We start from the raw sequence: 19,683 nt of genomic DNA on the forward strand, positions 1-19,683 counted from the left end.
CTACATCAGGTTTAAATTTTTTAATAACCATCCGAGCTTTTAACAGACTTGCCAACAGCTTAAAAGGGAAAGCCAGGTTACGTAAGGTCAGTTTACGATGAAAACCGGCCACAGGCAAACCAACAATATCATAGCCGGCTGCCGGAACTTTTTCCATTTCCATCTTACCTTTTGCACCAACAAACAATATCTCGGCCTGAGGCTCAAGTTCTTTTACCTTATTAGCAATAGAGATTGCCGGAAAAATATGTCCTCCGGTACCTCCTCCGCTCACTATTACTTTGATTGGGCTCATATCTTATTCACTTTCTGCCTGAACAGCAAGATCTTTTTCTTCAATATTATTTCGACTAACACTCAAAATTGCACCAAAAGCCAGACAGGTAAACAATGTAGATGTTCCTCCCATACTCACCAATGGCAATGGCTGACCTGTTACCGGCATCACCCCCACGGCAACTCCCATATTAATAAAAGCCTGAACTACCAACAAAGCTGCCAATCCAATTACCAAAAAGGCCGGGAATGTTCTGCTACTTGCACGGATAATTACACCTGCACGAAACAGGAGTATCAGATAAGCCAGCATCACAAAAAATCCACCAATAAATCCCCACTCTTCAACGATGATGGCATATACAAAATCACTGTATGGATGTGGTAAAAAATAGCGCTGATGACTGTTACCTGGTCCTTTCCCCTTGATCCCCCCTGTTGCTATAGCCATTTGTGAGCGTTGGGACTGATAATCGACAGTTGCTTCTGTATTGTCATCTTCATTACCAACAAAACGTTCTATCCTTGCTTTCCAGGTGCTGGCCCGATGCAAAAAAGGCACATAATCTGATAACCAAAGAACAACAGCTACAAATAAAATAACAGCAGCCACCGTACCAAATAAATATTTCATCGATACACGTCCTATCATCATTACAATCCAGGCAGTTGCCCCAATTAGCGCAGCTGTTGAAAAGTCATCTTTAAAGATTAAACCACAAACAATGGCCACATGAATCATGATTGGTTTAAAAGCTTCATCTGCCGTTCGGTCATTGGCCTGATACTGTGCCAATACTTTTGCTATGTACATCATCAAAGCCAACTTGGCAATCTCAGAGGGCTGAAAGGAAATACCTACCACAGGTACCGTCAACCATCTGCTTGCCTGGTTAAGACTTACACCTGAAACCGCTGTAATAGCCAACAATAAGATGGAGAAGTACAGAAATACAGTAGCAAAGCGAGCAAACCATTTATAATTAATATGATGAACAGCTATAATTATGCCAATACCCAGCATCAGAAATTTGGCATGTCGAAATAAGTAATACACTGCATTACCATCCTGATGCTTATAAGCTAAGTTTCCAGTTGCACTGTAAACCACAAGACTGGAAAATACAGCCAAAGCCAGTATTACATACCAGATGATTCGATCACCCTTTATATATTTTCGTAATAACTCGTTCATACAAGTCTGTTATAAATTTCTGACACTTTCCTTAAACATGTCACCCCGCTGAATGTAATTATCAAACAAATCAAAACTGGCACAGGCCGGAGACAAAAGCACTACATCATTCTTTTTACCCAATCGGTAAGCCATTTCAACGGCTTCTTCCATAGACTGCGTTTCTTTTATATCGGACACTTTTCCTTTAAAAGAGCTAATCAGCTTCTCATTATCCGTACCTAGGCAAATAATTGCTTTCACCTTTTCTTCAACCAAAGGCATTAATTCTGTATAATCATTTCCTTTATCAACACCACCGGCAATCCAGATCACCGACTTTGTCATACATTCCAGAGCATACCAGCTTGAGTTGACATTTGTAGCCTTGGAATCGTTGATAAACTCGATACCACGCACCGAGACTACCTTCTCCAAACGGTGAGCCACACCTTTAAAGCTTGCCAAACTTTCACGAATCATTTTTTTACGGATATTCAAAACCTTAGCCACAATACCTGCCGCCATGGAATTGTATAAATTATGCCGGCCCTGTAACGATAATTCCTGTGAGAATATGCTCATTGTTTCATCATTATAATTAATGATTAACTCATCACTGGTTGAATAAGCTCCCTGTTTAAGAATATCCTTTTGCGTAAATGGCACTAACTCGGATTTAAATATCCTCTTCTGAAGCTCATCAGCAATCACCTTATCGTCCTGACAATAAACAAATACATCGTTTTCAGTTTGATTCTGTGCGATACGAAACTTACTGTCGATGTAATTCTCCATTTTATAGTCGTAGCGATCAAGATGGTCAGGCGTAATATTCAGCAGCACAGCAACGTCAGCTTTAAACTGATACATGCCATCCAACTGAAAACTACTCAGTTCAATTACAAACCACTCAGGTGTTTTTCCTTCAGCAATTTGCCGGGCCAGACTTGTCCCGATATTGCCTGCCATTTCAACATTAACTCCTGAATGTTTTAAAAGGTGATAGATTAACATGGTAGTAGTGGTTTTTCCATTACTTCCGGTTATACAAACTGTTTTGGCTTGCGTATATCGACCTGCAAATTCTATTTCTGATATAACTGGTATTTGTCTTGCATGCAACTGCTGAATCATTGGGATCGTATCAGGTATTCCGGGACTTTTCATCACCTCATTGGCACTGAAGATGATTTCAAGCGTATGCATTCCCTGCTCCCATTCTATGCCAGCATTGGTCAGCTCATCCTGAAATCGATCAGCAATGACACCACTATCAGACACAAACACATCCCATCCTTGTTGCTTAGCCAATAAGGCTGCTCCAACACCACTTTCTCCTGCACCTAAAACAACCAGCTTCATACTCATTCTATCGTACTTTAAGTGTTACGATTGTTAACACGGCCAGAATAATTCCAATTATCCAAAATCGCGTTACTATTTTTGATTCTGTATATCCTATTTTTTGATAATGATGGTGCAATGGCGCCATTTTAAATACTCGACGCCCTTCACCATATCTCTTTTTTGTGTATTTAAACCACGACACTTGTATCATTACTGACAGGTTTTCAACCAGGAAGATTCCACAAAGTATTGGAATCAATAACTCTATGCGAAGTAAAATGGCAAAGACAGCTATAATTCCACCTAATGTCAGACTACCCGTATCGCCCATGAAAACTTGTGCCGGAAATGAATTATACCAAAGAAAACCAACTGTAGCACCAATAAAAGCAGCCATAAATACAACAAGCTCCTCAGAGTGTGGAATATACATGATATTCAGGTAGTCGGCATAAATAACGTTACTTGACAGGTAAGCAAAAATCCCCAACGTTATCCCAACGATTGCCGAGGTCCCAGTTGCCAAACCATCCAAACCATCAGTAATATTTGCTCCGTTAGAAACAGCCGTGATGATAAAAATTACTGCAACTGCAAAAATCAGCCATCCCCATTTTTTAGCCTGATCGCCTAAAAACCAAAGAACTGATGAGTAGTCAAACCGATGATTCTTTAAAAACGGAACATTGGTTACAGTCGATTTCACTTCACGAGTAGCAACCCGTTCAACTTCTGTTCCATCATCCATTTGAACCGTAACGGTTTCACCAGGTACTTTTTCGCGGACAACAACATCGCCACTCGAAAAAAGTGTAATGGCAACAATTAAACCTATTCCAACCTGTCCGGCAATCTTAAAACGGCCGGCCAACCCTTCTTTATCCTTTTTAAATACCTTTATATAATCATCAATAAAACCAATGGCTCCTAACCAAACGGTTGAAATGATCATCAGGGTTATGTAAATATTATCTAAACGTGTAAACAGCAAAACCGGAATTAGAATAGAACCAATAATAATTACACCTCCCATTGTTGGTGTACCTTTTTTTGCATATTGCCCTTCTAAGCCCAAATCACGAACCACTTCACCAATTTGCTGACGTTGCAACAGGCGAATGGCCATTTTACCAAAAATGGTAGCTGTTAAAAGTGCGAAGATTACAGAAAGACCAGCCCTGAATGTTATATATTGGAACATACCTGCTCCGGGTATATTCATCTTTTCAAGGTATTCAAATAAGTAATAAAGCATGATTGGGGTTTTACTCTTCGTTAAATATTTCTTTTACTATTTCTCTGTCATCAAAATGATTACGCACACCTTTTATTTCCTGATAGGTTTCATGTCCTTTACCGGCAACCAGGATAATATCACCCTGATTGGCAACCATACAGGCTGTTCGTATTGCTTCCCGTCGGTTAACAATCGATAATACTTTAATTCTATCTTTAAAGACCACTCCTTCCATCATTTGTGCAATGATTTCTTCAGGATCTTCACTGCGTGGATTGTCCGCTGTTAAAATTACTTTGGAACTGCCACTTACAGCTTCTTTAGCCATTTCAGGTCGCTTCATCGGGTCACGGTCACCTCCAGCACCGACGACTGTGATCAGTTGTTGTTGAGGCTGGCGTACCATATTTATCGTTTCAACTACATTCTTCAATGCATCCGGTGTATGAGCATAGTCGACAATTGCTGTTTTTCCGGATTTAGAACGGATCGTTTCAAAGCGACCATCAACAGGTTTTAAGCGACTAAGGGCTACCATTACCTCATCCTTATCGAAACCAAGTAAACAAGCTGTTCCATAAACTGCCAAAAGGTTTTGTGCATTAAATTGACCAACAAATTGAGTCCAGATTTCCTGCCCATCCAATTCCAGTTGCATCCCTTCAAACATACTCTCAATGACCCTGCCTTTGAAACTTCCCATTCCCCGCAAGGAATAAGTATGTTTCGTTGAATCGGTATTCTGAAGCATTATGTTACCATTCTTATCATCGGCATTTGTTAGAGCAAAAGCATCTTTATTCAAGCCATCGAAGAATGATTTTTTAGCTTCTATATACGCTTTAAAAGTTTTGTGGTAATCCAGGTGGTCATGTGAAATATTCGTAAATATCCCTCCAGTAAAACTAAGACCTGCAACACGATTCTGTACCAAGGCATGCGAGCTAACTTCCATAAAGCAATATTCACAACCTGCCTCAACCATATCAGCCATTATTTTATTCAGTGATACTGCATCAGGCGTTGTGTGCGTTGCATCTAACTTATATTTACCAATGTAATTGGCAACCGTTGAAAATAGTCCGGCCTTATAACCCATACTCATCACCATGTGGTACAACAGCGTGGCAATAGTTGTTTTACCATTCGTTCCGGTCACTCCAACCAGCTTAATATTTTGTGAAGGATAACCATAAAAAGCTGCTGCCATTTCTCCAAGTGCAGTTGAACTATCCTTTACTTTTATGAATGTCACATTCTCAGATAGTTTATCCGGTACTTCTTCGCAAACAATGCATTGACATCCTGCATCGATTACCTGTTGTATAAATTGATGTCCATCAACTATCGTTCCCCTCATAGCAACAAACAATGAACCTGCTTCAGCCTGTCGCGAATCAAAAATAATTTGCTCAACAGCATGTTCTTTGAAGTTGATTTGTTCCTCAACAGCAACATTATTTAGTATATCTGACAATTTCCGCATAACCTATCCCATTCTTAAATAAATAGTTGAGCCTTTCCTAAAATTTTGTCCGGCCGTCATTGATTGCTGCACCACTCGTCCAACACCTTTTATAACCACTTTCAGTCCCAAATTTTCTAATATCGAAACAGCATCTTTAGCTCCCATTCCTTTAACATTCGGAACAATTCCATTTGGAAAACTCTTGGGTCTTAAACTAACATCATGCTCCCTGGCAGAGGTTGATATCCATTCGGCTCCTACTTCTTTTCCTTGCACCAAAACACCAACCTCACCCAAAACGGTTAATAATTCTTCTTTTTTACCTCCCTTTGAATATGGCTGATGTTTAGCCAATAAAACTTCATGATCCGTTTTCACATCAGAATGATGATAGCTTTGAGCATAAACCCGATCAGCAATTTCTTTAAAGACCGATCCTGCAACCACATTGGCATAATAAACATTGTTAGAAGGTGCATTAATAACAACAATACATGAATACATCGGACGGTCTGCCGGAAAATATCCCACAAAGGAAGCCTGGTGTTTCTTATCTTTATATGAAGTCTTTTCGTTTGATATTTGAGCTGTACCGGTTTTACCGGCAATCTGATAACCCTTACTTTTTATGTTTTTTGCAGTTCCTCTTTCAACCACTCCTACCAACATCTCATGCACTTTCTCAATTGTTTCCAAAGAACAGATAGAAGGATTCAGAACGATTGGTTCCATTTCTTTGATATTTTCACCATGGTGTTGCACAGCTTCAACAAACATTGGCTTTATCATCTTACCATTATTGGCGACAGCATTATAAAAAGTGAGCACTTGCATCGGTGTTTGTTGTATCTCATAGCCAATCGACATCCAGGGCAAAGTCACTCCCGACCATGTTTTATCACCAGGATACTTGATCATTGGCACTCCTTCACCTTTAATTTCAATGCCCAATGATTTATTCAGCTTCATTTCATAGATGCGGTCCACATATTTTCTCGGATTATCACGATAATTCTCAAAAATAATCTTGGAAACACCTACGTTGGATGATTTTTCAAACACTTCCTTAACTGAAAGTTTGCCATAACCTCCATAATGACTATCTTTCATTTTTCGATCATAAAAATAACAATGGCCTTTACCCGTTTCGATACTATCACCCAACTGAACAACTCCATCCTCCAAAGCTACAATCATGGATGCCAGCTTAAAGGTGGAACCCGGCTCGGTAGCTTCTCCGACTGCATAATTGTATTTCTCAGCATACTTACCGGAAGATGTCCGTCCAAGATTGGCTATAGCCCGGACCTTACCTGTAGCCACTTCCATTAAAACAGCGCAACCGTGATCTGCTTGATGCTTTTGCAATTGTTGCAGAAGTGCACTTTCGGCTACATCCTGCAATCCAATATCAATCGTAGTAACAATGTCATGACCATCTACAGGCTCCACCTGCTCTTCTGTTACCCAATTACCACTTACACGGGTTCGCGTACTAACCCCAGCTATCCCCTTAAGGTGATTATTATAAGCCATCTCAAGACCAAACCGACCACCTAAATCTTTTTCTGCATACAAACTCCCCACTGTTCGGGCTGCTAACTCACCAAAAGGCAGTCTTCGATTCTCATATTTTCGTTCAATAAAACCTCCTTTATTGGGCCCTAGTCGAAAAATCGGAAACTCTTTCACCTTTTTTAGGTCAGTAAATGAAATACGGCGCGGGTGCACCATATAATATCGTTTACCCTGAGAGCGAGCTCTTTTAAGACCGCTCTTAAATGTTGCTTTTGAACGGTCGCCATAAAAACGCGAAAGTAAATACGAAAGACTATCAATGTTTGAATTAAAGACATCCTCGGTTAAACCATGAGCCATCATATCCATGTAAATTCGATATGTTGGCACAGAACAGGCTAGCTTACGATAATCTGATGCCAGAATATCGCCGCGATTAGCATCAATAATTATATCCTTATTTTTTTGCTCTTCAACAACCTCTTCCCACTTATCTCCCTCAACAATCTGCAGATACAAAGCCTTACCCAGTATAACAACTGCTAAAGCTGAAATACCAATATATAAAAGGCCAAATCGTAATATGATGCTTTTCTTTATCTGCATTTACTTTTTCACTTTTAACCGACGAGGTGGCTCTGTTAATTCTTCTAATCCAAGATTCTTTTCTCTTACTCTTTTTAGTACCTCACTTTGCTTACTCATATACATTAGCTCTGACGATGTAGTAATGGCTTCGTAACGTAAGGACTTTAATTCTTTATTCAAGACAGCTATTTCCCGCATTTGCTCTTCCATCCTGTAATGATTACCGATATAAAGAAATGCGAAAAATGCCAAAAACAATCCAAACGGTAACTGCTTAGTTATTAACGAACGTGTAAAGAACCGACCATTAATAATATCGCGAAGCGAAATATTCTTTAATTCGTCAACATCCTCTTTCGAGAGAATAAACTCCGGTATTTTATTCATTCGCCATTTCATACCCGCTCTGCTATTCTCAGTTTCGCACTTCTGGCACGATTATTCATTTCAATTTCTTCATCGCCAGGAATTATAATTTTTCTATTAACTGCCTTAAATGGCACTTCCGATCGTCCGTATATATCTTTCTCGGCTTGATTTTTATCACAATCTCCTGATCGAATAAAATTCTTAACTAGCCGATCTTCCAAGCTATGGTAGGAGATAATTGACAATCGCCCCCCCGGCTTAATAGAATCTGTACTTTGCATCAAAACAGATTTCAAAACATCCATTTCTTTGTTCACTTCAATACGTAATGCCTGAAACACCTGAGCCAAAAACTTTGATTGCTCTTTTTTTGGTCCAATCTTTTCAGCGAGCAACTTTAAATCTGTAGTTGTTGTGAAAGGCTTTACGCCCCTTTGCTTAATAATTTCGGAAGCCAGCTTATATGATGACTTAATTTCGCCATATTGCCAAAATATACGTTTAAGCTCATCCAACTCGTAATGATTAACCAGGTCAGCAGCTGTCATTTTAAGTCCCTGCCCCATACGCATATCCAGCTTACCATCAAATCGGAATGAGAAACCCCGTTCGGCAGCATCAAAATGATGTGATGAAACCCCCAAATCGCCAAGTATACCATCTACTTTTTCAATATTCAAATAGCGCAAAAAATGAGATAAGTATTGAAAGTTGTGCCTTACAAACATCAATCGCTCATCTTCCGGTCTATTTTTGTAGGCATCTTCATCCTGATCAAAAACAACAAGTTTACCATTAGCCCCAAGCCTGGATAAAATCTCACGGGAATGCCCGCCGCCTCCAAAAGTTAAATCAACGTAAATCCCATCCGGTTTAATGTCCAAACCATCTACTGACTCCTTTAACAAAACCGGTATATGATATCCCTGCTCCATAACTAATCCTTTTCTTCTTCAGCGTCAAAGTTACCTCCAAGCAACTCTTCTGCCAACTCACCCAATTCATCTCCACTTAAGCCATCATCATCGAACTGCTGCTTACTCCACAACTCAATGTTACTTCCGACACCCAATAACACCACTTCTCCATTAACATCCACCATCTCCATCAATCGCTTGGGAACCAAAAAACGTCCATTTCCATCAAGTGTCACCTCGGCTGTCGAACGGTATAGTGCTCGCTTCAGGCGTTTATCTTTTTGACGAAAACTACTTAATTTGCTTTCCAAAAGTTGTACTTCATTCTGCCATTCATCTTGAGGAATTAAAACAAGGCAGTGATCAAAGAGGTCTTTCCTAACCACAAACGACGATTGATTGGCTTCACTCATCACTTTCTTGAAGAGCGAAGGCAACACTACACGCCCTTTAGCATCGGGCTTACAAACAAAATCGCCTATAAATGTGATCATTATAAAATACGTATTTCATTGGTAAAAGTATAAAACTTTCAAACCACATGCAACCACTTCAAACCACTTTATGACACTTGTTGATAACTTTTTAATACAATATCACTATACTTCACCAGCTTCTTAATCTCCTCAAAGATTTCGCGACAAAAGTAACACCAACAATCCAAGATAAAAACCTGTTAATTACATATGGTTTCTAAAATATTTCCTAAAATTGAAGCCCGAAAGAAAAATAAGGCATGGAAGAAACGAAAACAGAAGATAAGTTTATTGATATTGATAAAGTATTTCACGATAAGAACCCGAAACTTAAGCGATTCATCCCTAAGTTTCTAATCAATTATCTTAAGAGAATTACACATCAGGAAGAAATCAATAAATTTATTGCTGACAACAAAGATATTTACGGTATCGAATATGCTGAAGCCATTGTTGCTAATTTCAAATCGCGTTACAAAATAATTGGGGAAGAAAACATCCCAAAAGACGGACGTTTTGTATTTGTTGCCAATCACCCGCTTGGAGGGATGGACGGAATGGTGTTTGTAGCAGCCGTTGGCCGTTTTTTTAGAAATCTGAAATTTCCGGTTAATGACATATTAATGAACCTAACTAACCTGAGAGAGATATTTTTGCCAGTTAATAAGCACGGAGGTCATAGTCGTGAAGCAGCAAGGGCCATTGATGAGGCTTATGCAAGCGATAATCAAATGCTTATGTTTCCGGCTGGACTAGTTTCACGTAAGAGAAAAAACGGCGTTATAAAAGATCTGGATTGGAAACCAAATTTTATTAAAAAAGCAAAGGCTCACGAGCGAGATATTATTCCGGTCCATATATCAGGACGTAACACCAACCGTTTCTACAATCTCGCTAACTGGCGCAAAAAATTAGGTATCAAGGCCAACATTGAAATGCTTTACCTGGTAGATGAACTATACCTGCAACGCAACAAAACAATTAACATTACCTTTGGGAAACCAATTAAAATTGCCGACGTAAAAGTTGCCAAAACTAGTAAAGAATGGGCTCAAAAAATAAAAGATGAAGTCTATGCCTTATCAAAAATAAATTAAATTTGTAGCCTACAGTAAGAAATCACCGAATGAGAGTAAAAGAAATAATACCTCCTGTACCAAGGGAAGAATTAGAAGCTGAGCTGACAAAGGAGACGTTTGTAAGAAACACCAACAAGGGCGATAATAAAATATACGACTTTACTGCCCTCCAGGCTCCGTCATTAATGCGCGAAGTAGGGCGACTAAGAGAAATCACTTTCCGTTTGGCAGGTGGCGGGACTGGCAAAGAAACAGACATTGATGATTATGATACGGCTGAGGTACCTTATCGTCAATTAATTGTCTGGGACCCGCAATCAAAAGAAATCTTAGGTGGATACCGCTATTTACTTGGAAGTGATATACCAGTCGATCAATTAGGAAATGTTAAACTTGCGACTTCCAGGTTGTTTCAGTTTTCTGATAAATTTGTACGGGAATACCTCCCATATATGATTGAGCTGGGGCGTTCTTTTGTACAGCCAACATATCAATCATCAAAGGCTGGTACCAAAAGCTTATTTGCACTGGATAATCTTTGGGATGGCCTTGGCTCATTAATCGTTAGCCACCCTGAAATGAAATATTTCTTTGGCAAGGTGACCATGTATACCCACTTCAACCGTTATGCCAGAGACCTGATATTAGGTTTTATGCAAAAATATTTCAGTGATCCTGATAAATTATTATATCCTCACAATCCGGTTGAGATTGATTTAACAGATCAAGATCTTAAAGAAATATTCTGCGGAGAGAATTACCAGGAAGATTACAAAATTCTAACAAAGCGTGTTCGTGAGTTTGGTGAGAACATTCCTCCCCTGATTAACGCCTATATGAATCTATCTCCTTCAATGAAAACTTTTGGAACAGCCATTAATGATCGTTTCGGAGATGTTGAAGAAACAGGTATAATACTTACCATCAACGAACTGTACAAGCAAAAAATTAACAGACACGTTGACACCTTCGATCCAAATGAACCACACGATTAGCATAAATTCATATAGAGATATAAATAAAGAAGAGTTGCAAATAAACAATTGTGACTCTTTTTTTTTATAGTGTAATAAGTTTATAACCTATGAATAACACGTACGACCTTGTAGTTATCGGTAGCGGACCAGCAGGATTCTCATCAGCCATACGCGCTCTGGATTATGGATTAAACGTTTGCATAGTGGAAGGCAAACACTTGGGTGGCACAGGCATTATGAATGGAGCCCTTACATCCAAAACTATGTATGAACTCTCCATGGATTACGCTATCGCAGCTCGCGTTGATCGAGGCTACCGGGTAAGTTCACTAAGTGTTAATTTCGAAAAAGTTAAAAAAACCGTTATACAAGCTGCCAAAGAGAAGCAGTATCAGATGCTTAGTCAGATAGAAACCTTCTCGCCAGAGCAAAACAAAAAAGGCTCCTTAACCATAGAATACGGTTGGGCCACATTTGTTGATTACGACCATATCGAGGTCAAAGGCTCGAAAGAAAATAAGCTTATTAAAGGTAAGAATTTTGTTATTGCAACAGGTTCGCGCCCACGGCTGTATGACGGACTTCAGATTGATGGTGAGCGTGTCTTCACATCAGATGGCATCCTGAATCTAAAAGAATTTCCGGAGCGGATGCTGATTATCGGATCTGGTATTATAGGCTGTGAATTTGCCACCATTTTTTCAAATTTCGGACAAACAGAAGTTCATTTGTTAGATCGTTCTAACAGAGTACTTCCTTATGAAGATGACGATGTGAGTAGCTTTGTGTCGCGCAATCTTGAAAACAATGGTGTAAACATTCACCATACAGCCACACTACGACATATCCGTAAACATCCTGAACATTTAGAAGTCGTGTTAGATTATCAGGCTGGCCACAGTAAAGTAATTGAAGTTGATGTTGCCCTGGTGGCCATTGGTAGGGTACCAAATACCGAAGGCCTTAACCTGGAAAAAATCGGGATTGAATTACACAAGAATGGCACCATCCCTATTAAAGACGATTGTTTGTTACGCGACGGTAGAGGCAATTGTCATGTGTATGCCGCAGGCGATGTTACCGGTCACAGCCAGTTATATAGCGTCGCAGAATTCCAGGGAAGGCTTGCAGCAGAAAAAATCGGCGATGTCCCGCAATATCCATTAGACTACTCTCATATGAGTACACTGATGTTTTTTAAGCCGGAAGTAGCTGCCGTTGGTGCAAATGAAAAAATGCTCCAGGAAAAGAAGATTCCTTATAAAGCTGCATACTATTCTAACAAGTTGGTCAATCGCGCCATTGCCATGCGTAACACTAATGGTTTTGTGAAGATTCTGGTTAGTAACGATGACGAACAGCGCATACTTGGAATGCGAGCAGCCGGACCTCAAGCCTCCGCATTTATTGTTTCGGTAGCGCACCTAATCAATCAAGGTAACAGCCTGCATGAAGTATTAAAAATATTCTATCCACACCCCAGCATTCCGGAGGGAGTACAAGAGTGTTTAAGAACACTTAGTGGCAAATCGGTTTTCAAACCAGAAGCTTTTCCGGATCTGATTAGCATAAGGAACTGGCAACCAAACCAAAGCTAATTTTCTACCATTTAGAATAATTATAAATTAGACTTCAAAGGCTTCCTTTATGGAAAAAATGCGCTTTGTCATGTTGTATTTTTAACTATAACCATATTTTTGTGTATATTTTAACATTACATCATTAATAGTTACAATATACTAACATGCATTGGGTGTTTAAATTCATACTTGATAAACTGGAACGGATAGAAGTAACTGACTTCTAGATCTGATTGTTACTGCCATCCTGGTATGTGACCCATCCGTTTTTACCCTAATGTTTAAAAGCTCACAGCAGCTACACACATCGCATAAGTTAAAAAAACAATACTATGGAAGCAAAGAAGCTACAACTTGAAAAGTCTTTAAACGAATTAGAAAAAGGTAAATCTCTAATTCCGGGAGGAGTATTAGGTATACGTCGACCATACAACTTCGTTGAAGGTGAATTTCCAATATATTTTGATCATGGTAAAGGTGGTCGCGTTACTGACATAGATGGTAATGAGTACATTGATTATTTATGCGCCTATGGTCCGATGATTCTTGGTAATCGCGAAAAAGAAGTTGACGATGCTGTAATAGAGCAGATTCAGAACAAAGGTTTCTGTTTCTCTTTAACACAAAAATATCAGAACATGCTGGCTGAAAAAATGAATGAGCTGATTCCATGCGCGGAAATGAGTTTATTTGTTTGTACAGGTTCCGATGCCACTTCAACTGCTATTCGCCTGGCACGTTCTTACACTAAACGTAACAAAGTAATGCGCTGTGGTTATCATGGCTGGCACGATTGGTGCGTGGAAGTTAAGGGTGGCATTCCAGAGAAACTTTACGAAGATGTATTTGAGTTTAGATACAATAACCTTGAGTCGCTCGAAAATCTTTTAAAAGAGCACGGCAATGATACAGCTGCCGTTATTATTACTCCACTTGGTCACCCTCTGGCAGCGCCAATATCAGAACCAAAAGAAGGCTTCCTTGAAGGAGTTAAGGCCCTGTGTGAAAAGTATGGCGTGGTTTTAATCTTTGACGAAATCAGAACAGGCTTCCGTGCCAGTATTGGTGGTGCTCAAAAACTTTATAAGGTAACTCCAGACTTAGCTGTATTTGGGAAAGCAATGGCTAATGGATACCCTATTGGAGCGGTAACAGGAAAGGCCGAAATTATGAAAGAAGGTGAATCAAATGTATTTATTTCATCTACCTTCTTCCCTAACAGTTTAAGTTATGTAGCTGCACTTAAAACCATTGAAATCCTTGAACGCGATAAAGTTTTAGACAAAATCTGGGAAAAAGGTGAAGAGTTTAATGGTAAAATTGAACAATTACTTACTAAATATCCTGTAGGTGCACGCATTAGCGGTATAGCACCAATGATGTTCATTACATTTGATAAAGACAACGACGGTTCATATAAGAAGAAACGCAACGACTTCTATACACAACTAATCCGTCGTAAAGTATTCTTACAACCATATCATCACGGGTATATCTGTCACCGTCATACACAGGAAGACCTGGACCATACGGTCAATGCCATTGAAGAAGCATTACAATACCTAACTGAAAAGTACTAGAAATGAGCTATACAACATTAAATAAAGGTATTGGCGAATTGTTTGTGTCGCCCAATGCTGATGAAATGAGAGGCTTTTTAAGGAATAAGAAAAAGCAAATGAAAAGTAAACTGACTTCTGTTTCTGAAGCAGTTGACACTTATATAAATGACGGTGATTATATTGCTATTGGTGGTTTTGGGGGTGTTCGTATCCCCACTGCCCTAATCCATGAAATTATCCGTAAAGAGAAAAAAGAATTAGGGTTTGCCGGCCATGTTTCAACTCATGACTGTCAGTTGTTAAGCGCTGGCAAATCTTTTAACCGTTGCGATGCAGCTTATATTGTTGGCTTAGAGGCTCGCGGATTATCAAAGAATTCCCGCCGCATGTTTGAATCGGGAAATGTTAAGGTAACTGAGTGGTCAAATGGAGCTTTATCCTGGAGATTTAAGGCAGCAGCCATGGGTCTGCCATATTTACCATCACGCGTGATGTTGGGAACAGACACCTTTAAGCATTCCGCAGCAACTGAAGTTGAGTGTCCTTTTACAAATCAGAAACTGGCTGCTTTGCCTGCTCTTTATCCCGATGTGGCCATCCTTCATGTACATCGGGCTGATATTTATGGTAACTGCCAGATAAATGGCATTTTGGTAGCAGATGATGATATTGCCAAAGCTTCAAAGCGCGTAATTGTAACCACTGAAAAAATTATCTCCAACGAAGAAATCAGAAGAGAACCTTCGAAAACGGTAATACCATACTGGTGCGTTGATGCTGTTATTGAATTACCATACGGATCATATCCGGGCAATATGCCAGGCGAATACTTCTCTGATGAAGAGCATTTAAAAGACTGGCTGGTAGCTGAGAAAGACGAAATGCAACTGGAGGAATTCATTGGTCATCACATCTTATCATCAAAAGACTTCTACGAATACCTGGAGAAAAATGGTGGCATGAATAAGATGCGCAAGCTAATGCAAGCAGAACACCTGTATTAATCCTTTTAAACCAAAACAACATGGAAAATACATATAATCCAATGGAATTAATGATAACCGTTGCAGCCCGTAACCTTGAGGACGGTGCAATGGTTGTGGTAGGTACTGGTGTTCCTGTAGCAGCTGCTATGTTGGCTCAAATGACACAATCACCTAACCTTACCATCATGTTTGAGGCTGGTGGTATTGCTCCTCTCTTGCCTACAATGCCAATATCTGTTGGTGACTCTCGCACCACCCACAAAGGCTTAAAAGCAACTTCAATGGCCGAAATTATGGAACTGTGTCAGGCTGGTGTAGTTGATTATTGTTTTTTAGGGGGTGCACAGATTGATAAGTATGGAAATCTCAACTCCACAATGATTGGAGATGATTACAATAAACCCAAAACTCGTTTCCCCGGCAGTGGTGGCGCCAATGACCTTGCTTCTCTATGCTGGAGAACCATGGTGGTTACTCCTCAAAACCCAAAACGCTTCGCAAACAAAGTCGATTTCATCACCACTCCGGGATTTTTAGAAGGCGGCACATCAAGAGTTGATTCAGGTTTACCGGCCAATACTGGTCCGTATAAAGTGATAACAGATATCGGTGTGTATGGTTATCACCCTGAGTCCAAAGCTATGATGCTGCTATCCCTTCATCCTGGAAAATCTCTGGAAGATGTAAATGCTAATGCCGAATTTGACATCATCATCCCTGATAATTATGAAACGACTGTTGAGCCAACTGCTGAAGAGCTGAAAATCCTTCGTGAAAAAGTTGATCCATCAGGCGTTATTATCGGGCGTGGTTAAACTCCTTCTTCACCTTTAAACCTTTAAATCAACAACTAAAAAGCAAGAAAATGAAAAAGATGATAATCACCTGTGCAGTTTGTGGAGCCGAAACCACACGCGAGCACAATCCAAACTTACCATTAACTCCTCTTGAAATTGCCGACGCAACATATGATGCTTATAAAGCAGGAGCATCAATTGTACACTTACACGTACGTGATGAAAATGGCGGACCTACTCAGGACCCGGAAGTTTTTAAAGAAGCAATTCGTTTAATTCGTGAGCGTTGTGATATTGTTATCGAAATAACTACAGGTGGTGCTGTGGGTATGACCGATGATGAGCGCGTAGCTGTAATCAAAGAACTACAACCTGAAATGGCATCGCTGGATTGCGGTACTGTGAATTTTGGTGATGAGTATATTGTTAACACATTACCAACCATGCGCCGTTTTGCAAAAGAGATGAACAAATACAACGTTCGTCCAACTTTGGAGTGTTTTGATATTTCCCATGTTGCAGCAGCTGACATCTTAATTAAAGAAGGTTTGTTAAAACCTCCATATCACTATGGTTTTGTAATGAATGTACCTGCAGCTATCCCATATGATATTGAATTATTAAACCTTTTAGTAAGCCGCATCCCTGAAGGAGCCTTTTGGACAGTAATGGGTGTTGGTCGTGCCTGTGTGCCTGCTCATTATGGTGCTTATGCCATTGGTAATGGCTTTATCCGCATTGGATTTGAAGACAATGTCTACTATGAAAAAGGAGTATTGGCTGATAGTAATGCCCAATTAGTGGAACGAACAGCCAAATTATCGCGTGATGCAGGTTATGAAATCGCAACACCTGCGGACGTAAGAGAGATGTTACAATTGAAGGGAATTAATTAAGTAATGCTTAAATCCGCTAAGCGTTTTTAATGCGCTAAGCGAATATAGATTTGCTTTTTTATCGACAGATATAAAATGAAAACAGGTAATAAATACGGAACACATCGCGTCGTTGAACCGCAAGGTGTTTTGCCACAACCGGCAACAAAGGTTGACAATAACATGAATCAACTCTTTGATAATGAGATTTTGATTGATGTTGATGTTTTAAATATTGACTCAGCCAGTTTCACTCAGATTAAGGAGCAGGCCAATGGCAACATTGAAGAAATTAAAGCCATTATCCTTGATATTGTGAGTAAACAAGGTAAAATGAAAAATCCGGTGACTGGTTCTGGCGGTATGTTAATCGGTTCAATCGATAAAGTTGGCCCGGCACTTAATGGCAAAATTGATTTAAAGGAAGGTGATCGCATTGCTACTTTAGTTTCATTATCACTAACACCACTTTTTATTGAAGAAATAATTGACATTAAGCCAGAGATTGATCAGGTAAAGATTAAAGGTAAGGCCATCTTATTTGAAAGTGGCATTTATGCAAAACTGCCTGATGATCTATCAGAAACATTGTCATTGGCAGTATTGGATGTATGTGGAGCACCAGCGCAGACAGAGCGTTTAGTTAAAAAAGGTGATACTGTTGTAGTACTTGGTGCAGGCGGAAAATCAGGTATTTTATGCTGTGAAGTAGCCAAACAAATAGTAGGTGAACAAGGTGTGGTTATTGGTGCTGATTACTCAGATGAAAACATCGAACGCTTGAAACAAGTGGGAGTATGTCATCATGCCATAAAGTTAAATGCAACTGATGCACTTCAGTGTTACCAAACCATTGAAGAGCTAACCAAAGGCGAAATGGCAGACGTTGTTATCAACAACGTTAATATCCCAAATACAGAGATGGGTACCATCCTGATGTGTAAAGATCGGGGAACAGTTTATTTCTTTAGTATGGCGACTTCATTTACTAAAGCTGCCCTGGGAGCTGAAGGTGTTGGTAAAGACGTGGATATGCTAATCGGTAACGGATATGCCATTGGACATGCAGATATAGCCATCGACATCCTTCGTAAGAATGAAAAAATCCGAAAGTTATACGAAGAGTTATATACGTAAAAGAAAAAACTACATAAATGAAACGACTATTTTCAAACGTTGATTACAAAAGCATCCCATTGTTTAAGGATGTAAGTGAGGAGGACTGGAATAATTGGAAGTGGCAAATGCGTAATGCTATTCGTGACATTCCTAGTTTGCAAAAGGTGTTGCCATTAAGCGAAGAAGAACAGGAACACCTTGCCAAAACATTAAAGAAATTCAAAATGGCTATTACGCCATATTATGCAGCTTTAATGAGCAAGGATGATCCAAACTGTCCAGTTCGCAAGCTTGCCGTTCCGGTGTCAAATGAATTACATATTGCTGAATCGGATTTAAACGACCCTTTGCATGAAGATGTTGATTCACCGGTTCCCGGATTAACACACCGTTATCCTGATCGTGCTTTGCTATTGGTGACGCACGAATGCTCAATGTATTGCCGTCATTGTACACGTCGCCGCATTGTAGGTGAAACCGATGAGGATATGGCCAGAGGTCATTTAGAGCAAGCTTTTGAATACATTGCTAAAACACCTGAAATCAGAGATGTGGTGATCTCTGGTGGAGACCCCCTTATTTTAAGCGATAACCGTATCGATTATATTTTAACAGAGTTGCGTAAGATCGATCATGTGGAAGTGATTCGAATCGGCAGCCGTATGCCTGTTGTACTGCCGCAGCGTATCACCGATGATCTGTGCAACACCATTAAGAAGCACCATCCGGTATATGTTAACACGCATTTCAACCATCCAAAAGAAATTACGGAAGAAGCACGTCAGGCTTGCGAAAAGCTTGCCAACTCAGGTGTTCAGATGGGTAACCAATCAGTACTTTTAAAAGGGGTTAATGACTGTTCCAACGTTATGAAAGCCCTCATGCACGATTTATTACGCATCCGTGTAAAACCTTATTACATCTACCAATGCGATTTATCTGAAGGTATTTCACATTTCAGAACAACCATTTCTAAGGGTATTGAGATTATTGAAAACCTTCGCGGACATACATCTGGTATGGCGGTACCAACCTTTGTTGTAGATGCACCAGGTGGTGGTGGCAAGATTCCGGTTATGCCGGATTACCTGATTTCGCAAACTGAAAAGCGTGTAGTATTGCGTAACTACGAAGGTATGATTACCAGCTATACTCAACCTTCGGATTACCAGGGACACAAAATGGAAGATTGCGATTTCTGTAATAGTGATGCATTGGTTGCCAAAGATGGGGTAGCTAAATTATTAAACGAAGGTGGAACCATCAAGCCTCAATCCATGCGAAGAGAGATTCGCACAAATGGTAACGGTAAACATTAAACTCTCTAAAACAATT

General features: G+C 39.8%; 18 protein-coding genes. 9 read left to right on the forward strand and 9 right to left on the reverse strand.

Annotated features, from left to right (window positions below; all coding sequences use genetic code 11):
- The 9 genes from AC4MRQ_RS08520 to AC4MRQ_RS08560 form a co-directional block, all read right to left on the reverse strand.
- On the reverse strand, positions 1-295 hold a 295-nt coding region (locus tag AC4MRQ_RS08520), incomplete at its 3' end, for a UDP-N-acetylglucosamine--N-acetylmuramyl-(pentapeptide) pyrophosphoryl-undecaprenol N-acetylglucosamine transferase (RefSeq protein ID WP_491197241.1).
- Between the two features lie 3 nt (positions 296-298).
- A complete protein-coding gene (locus AC4MRQ_RS08525; RefSeq protein ID WP_491197242.1) occupies positions 299-1,471 on the reverse strand; it encodes an FtsW/RodA/SpoVE family cell cycle protein in 1,173 nt (390 codons plus the stop codon).
- A gap of 9 nt (positions 1,472-1,480) precedes the next feature.
- Positions 1,481-2,821, reverse strand: coding sequence for a UDP-N-acetylmuramoyl-L-alanine--D-glutamate ligase (murD, locus tag AC4MRQ_RS08530; protein WP_491197243.1), 1,341 nt, complete (start codon positions 2,819-2,821; stop codon positions 1,481-1,483).
- A 1-nt stretch (position 2,822) separates the two neighbouring features.
- Positions 2,823-4,055: a phospho-N-acetylmuramoyl-pentapeptide-transferase gene (mraY, locus tag AC4MRQ_RS08535; protein ID WP_491197244.1), complete on the reverse strand. Its 1,233-nt coding sequence runs from the start codon at positions 4,053-4,055 to the stop codon at positions 2,823-2,825.
- Between the two features lie 10 nt (positions 4,056-4,065).
- Entirely contained in the window at positions 4,066-5,523 is a 1,458-nt protein-coding gene (locus AC4MRQ_RS08540; RefSeq protein ID WP_491197245.1) for a UDP-N-acetylmuramoyl-L-alanyl-D-glutamate--2,6-diaminopimelate ligase, read from the reverse strand.
- Between the two features lie 3 nt (positions 5,524-5,526).
- Positions 5,527-7,629: a penicillin-binding protein gene (locus AC4MRQ_RS08545; RefSeq protein WP_491197246.1), complete on the reverse strand. Its 2,103-nt coding sequence runs from the start codon at positions 7,627-7,629 to the stop codon at positions 5,527-5,529.
- Positions 7,630-7,998 (reverse strand): FtsL-like putative cell division protein, encoded by a 369-nt coding sequence (locus AC4MRQ_RS08550; RefSeq protein ID WP_491197247.1) that lies wholly within the window; start codon positions 7,996-7,998, stop codon positions 7,630-7,632. It lies immediately after the preceding gene.
- Between the two features lie 8 nt (positions 7,999-8,006).
- Complete coding sequence (rsmH, locus tag AC4MRQ_RS08555) at positions 8,007-8,915, reverse strand: 16S rRNA (cytosine(1402)-N(4))-methyltransferase RsmH (RefSeq protein WP_491197248.1); 909 nt, start codon at positions 8,913-8,915, stop codon at positions 8,007-8,009.
- A 2-nt stretch (positions 8,916-8,917) separates the two neighbouring features.
- Positions 8,918-9,391, reverse strand: a complete 474-nt coding sequence (locus tag AC4MRQ_RS08560) for a division/cell wall cluster transcriptional repressor MraZ (RefSeq protein ID WP_491197249.1) — start codon at positions 9,389-9,391, stop codon at positions 8,918-8,920.
- A gap of 242 nt (positions 9,392-9,633) precedes the next feature.
- Between AC4MRQ_RS08560 and glsA the strand changes: the two genes are divergently transcribed.
- The 9 genes from glsA (at position 9,634) to kamA (ending at position 19,667) form a co-directional block, all read left to right on the forward strand.
- Positions 9,634-10,470, forward strand: a complete 837-nt coding sequence (gene glsA, locus AC4MRQ_RS08565; protein ID WP_491197250.1) for a lyso-glycine lipid O-acyltransferase GlsA — start codon at positions 9,634-9,636, stop codon at positions 10,468-10,470.
- Between the two features lie 29 nt (positions 10,471-10,499).
- Entirely contained in the window at positions 10,500-11,447 is a 948-nt protein-coding gene (gene glsB / locus AC4MRQ_RS08570; protein ID WP_491197251.1) for a glycine N(alpha)-acyltransferase GlsB, read from the forward strand.
- An 89-nt stretch (positions 11,448-11,536) separates the two neighbouring features.
- A complete protein-coding gene (locus tag AC4MRQ_RS08575; protein WP_491197252.1) occupies positions 11,537-13,027 on the forward strand; it encodes a dihydrolipoyl dehydrogenase family protein in 1,491 nt (496 codons plus the stop codon).
- A gap of 314 nt (positions 13,028-13,341) precedes the next feature.
- A complete protein-coding gene (locus tag AC4MRQ_RS08580) occupies positions 13,342-14,589 on the forward strand; it encodes an aspartate aminotransferase family protein (RefSeq protein ID WP_491197253.1) in 1,248 nt (415 codons plus the stop codon).
- A 2-nt stretch (positions 14,590-14,591) separates the two neighbouring features.
- A complete protein-coding gene (locus tag AC4MRQ_RS08585; RefSeq protein ID WP_491197254.1) occupies positions 14,592-15,575 on the forward strand; it encodes a CoA transferase subunit A in 984 nt (327 codons plus the stop codon).
- A 20-nt stretch (positions 15,576-15,595) separates the two neighbouring features.
- Complete coding sequence (locus AC4MRQ_RS08590) at positions 15,596-16,372, forward strand: CoA-transferase subunit beta (protein WP_491197255.1); 777 nt, start codon at positions 15,596-15,598, stop codon at positions 16,370-16,372.
- A 50-nt stretch (positions 16,373-16,422) separates the two neighbouring features.
- Positions 16,423-17,250, forward strand: a complete 828-nt coding sequence (gene kce, locus AC4MRQ_RS08595) for a 3-keto-5-aminohexanoate cleavage enzyme (protein ID WP_491197256.1) — start codon at positions 16,423-16,425, stop codon at positions 17,248-17,250.
- A 75-nt stretch (positions 17,251-17,325) separates the two neighbouring features.
- Complete coding sequence (kdd, locus tag AC4MRQ_RS08600; protein ID WP_491197257.1) at positions 17,326-18,366, forward strand: L-erythro-3,5-diaminohexanoate dehydrogenase; 1,041 nt, start codon at positions 17,326-17,328, stop codon at positions 18,364-18,366.
- Between the two features lie 17 nt (positions 18,367-18,383).
- Entirely contained in the window at positions 18,384-19,667 is a 1,284-nt protein-coding gene (kamA, locus tag AC4MRQ_RS08605) for a lysine 2,3-aminomutase (protein WP_491197258.1), read from the forward strand.
- Positions 19,668-19,683: the final 16 nt, after the last annotated feature.

The sequence above is a fragment of the Carboxylicivirga sp. genome, from assembly GCF_982718395.1.

Coding starts and splice junctions, on each gene's coding strand:
- AC4MRQ_RS08525 (WP_491197242.1), bottom strand. CDS start 1,471: ATGAACGAGTTATTACGAAAATATATAAAGGGTGATCGAATCATCTGG.
- murD (WP_491197243.1), bottom strand. CDS start 2,821: ATGAGTATGAAGCTGGTTGTTTTAGGTGCAGGAGAAAGTGGTGTTGGA.
- mraY (WP_491197244.1), bottom strand. CDS start 4,055: ATGCTTTATTACTTATTTGAATACCTTGAAAAGATGAATATACCCGGA.
- AC4MRQ_RS08540 (WP_491197245.1), bottom strand. CDS start 5,523: ATGCGGAAATTGTCAGATATACTAAATAATGTTGCTGTTGAGGAACAA.
- AC4MRQ_RS08545 (WP_491197246.1), bottom strand. CDS start 7,629: ATGCAGATAAAGAAAAGCATCATATTACGATTTGGCCTTTTATATATT.
- AC4MRQ_RS08550 (WP_491197247.1), bottom strand. CDS start 7,998: ATGAATAAAATACCGGAGTTTATTCTCTCGAAAGAGGATGTTGACGAA.
- rsmH (WP_491197248.1), bottom strand. CDS start 8,915: ATGGAGCAGGGATATCATATACCGGTTTTGTTAAAGGAGTCAGTAGAT.
- AC4MRQ_RS08560 (WP_491197249.1), bottom strand. CDS start 9,391: ATGATCACATTTATAGGCGATTTTGTTTGTAAGCCCGATGCTAAAGGG.
- glsA (WP_491197250.1), top strand. CDS start 9,634: ATGGAAGAAACGAAAACAGAAGATAAGTTTATTGATATTGATAAAGTA.
- glsB (WP_491197251.1), top strand. CDS start 10,500: ATGAGAGTAAAAGAAATAATACCTCCTGTACCAAGGGAAGAATTAGAA.
- AC4MRQ_RS08575 (WP_491197252.1), top strand. CDS start 11,537: ATGAATAACACGTACGACCTTGTAGTTATCGGTAGCGGACCAGCAGGA.
- AC4MRQ_RS08580 (WP_491197253.1), top strand. CDS start 13,342: ATGGAAGCAAAGAAGCTACAACTTGAAAAGTCTTTAAACGAATTAGAA.
- AC4MRQ_RS08585 (WP_491197254.1), top strand. CDS start 14,592: ATGAGCTATACAACATTAAATAAAGGTATTGGCGAATTGTTTGTGTCG.
- AC4MRQ_RS08590 (WP_491197255.1), top strand. CDS start 15,596: ATGGAAAATACATATAATCCAATGGAATTAATGATAACCGTTGCAGCC.
- kce (WP_491197256.1), top strand. CDS start 16,423: ATGAAAAAGATGATAATCACCTGTGCAGTTTGTGGAGCCGAAACCACA.
- kdd (WP_491197257.1), top strand. CDS start 17,326: ATGAAAACAGGTAATAAATACGGAACACATCGCGTCGTTGAACCGCAA.
- kamA (WP_491197258.1), top strand. CDS start 18,384: ATGAAACGACTATTTTCAAACGTTGATTACAAAAGCATCCCATTGTTT.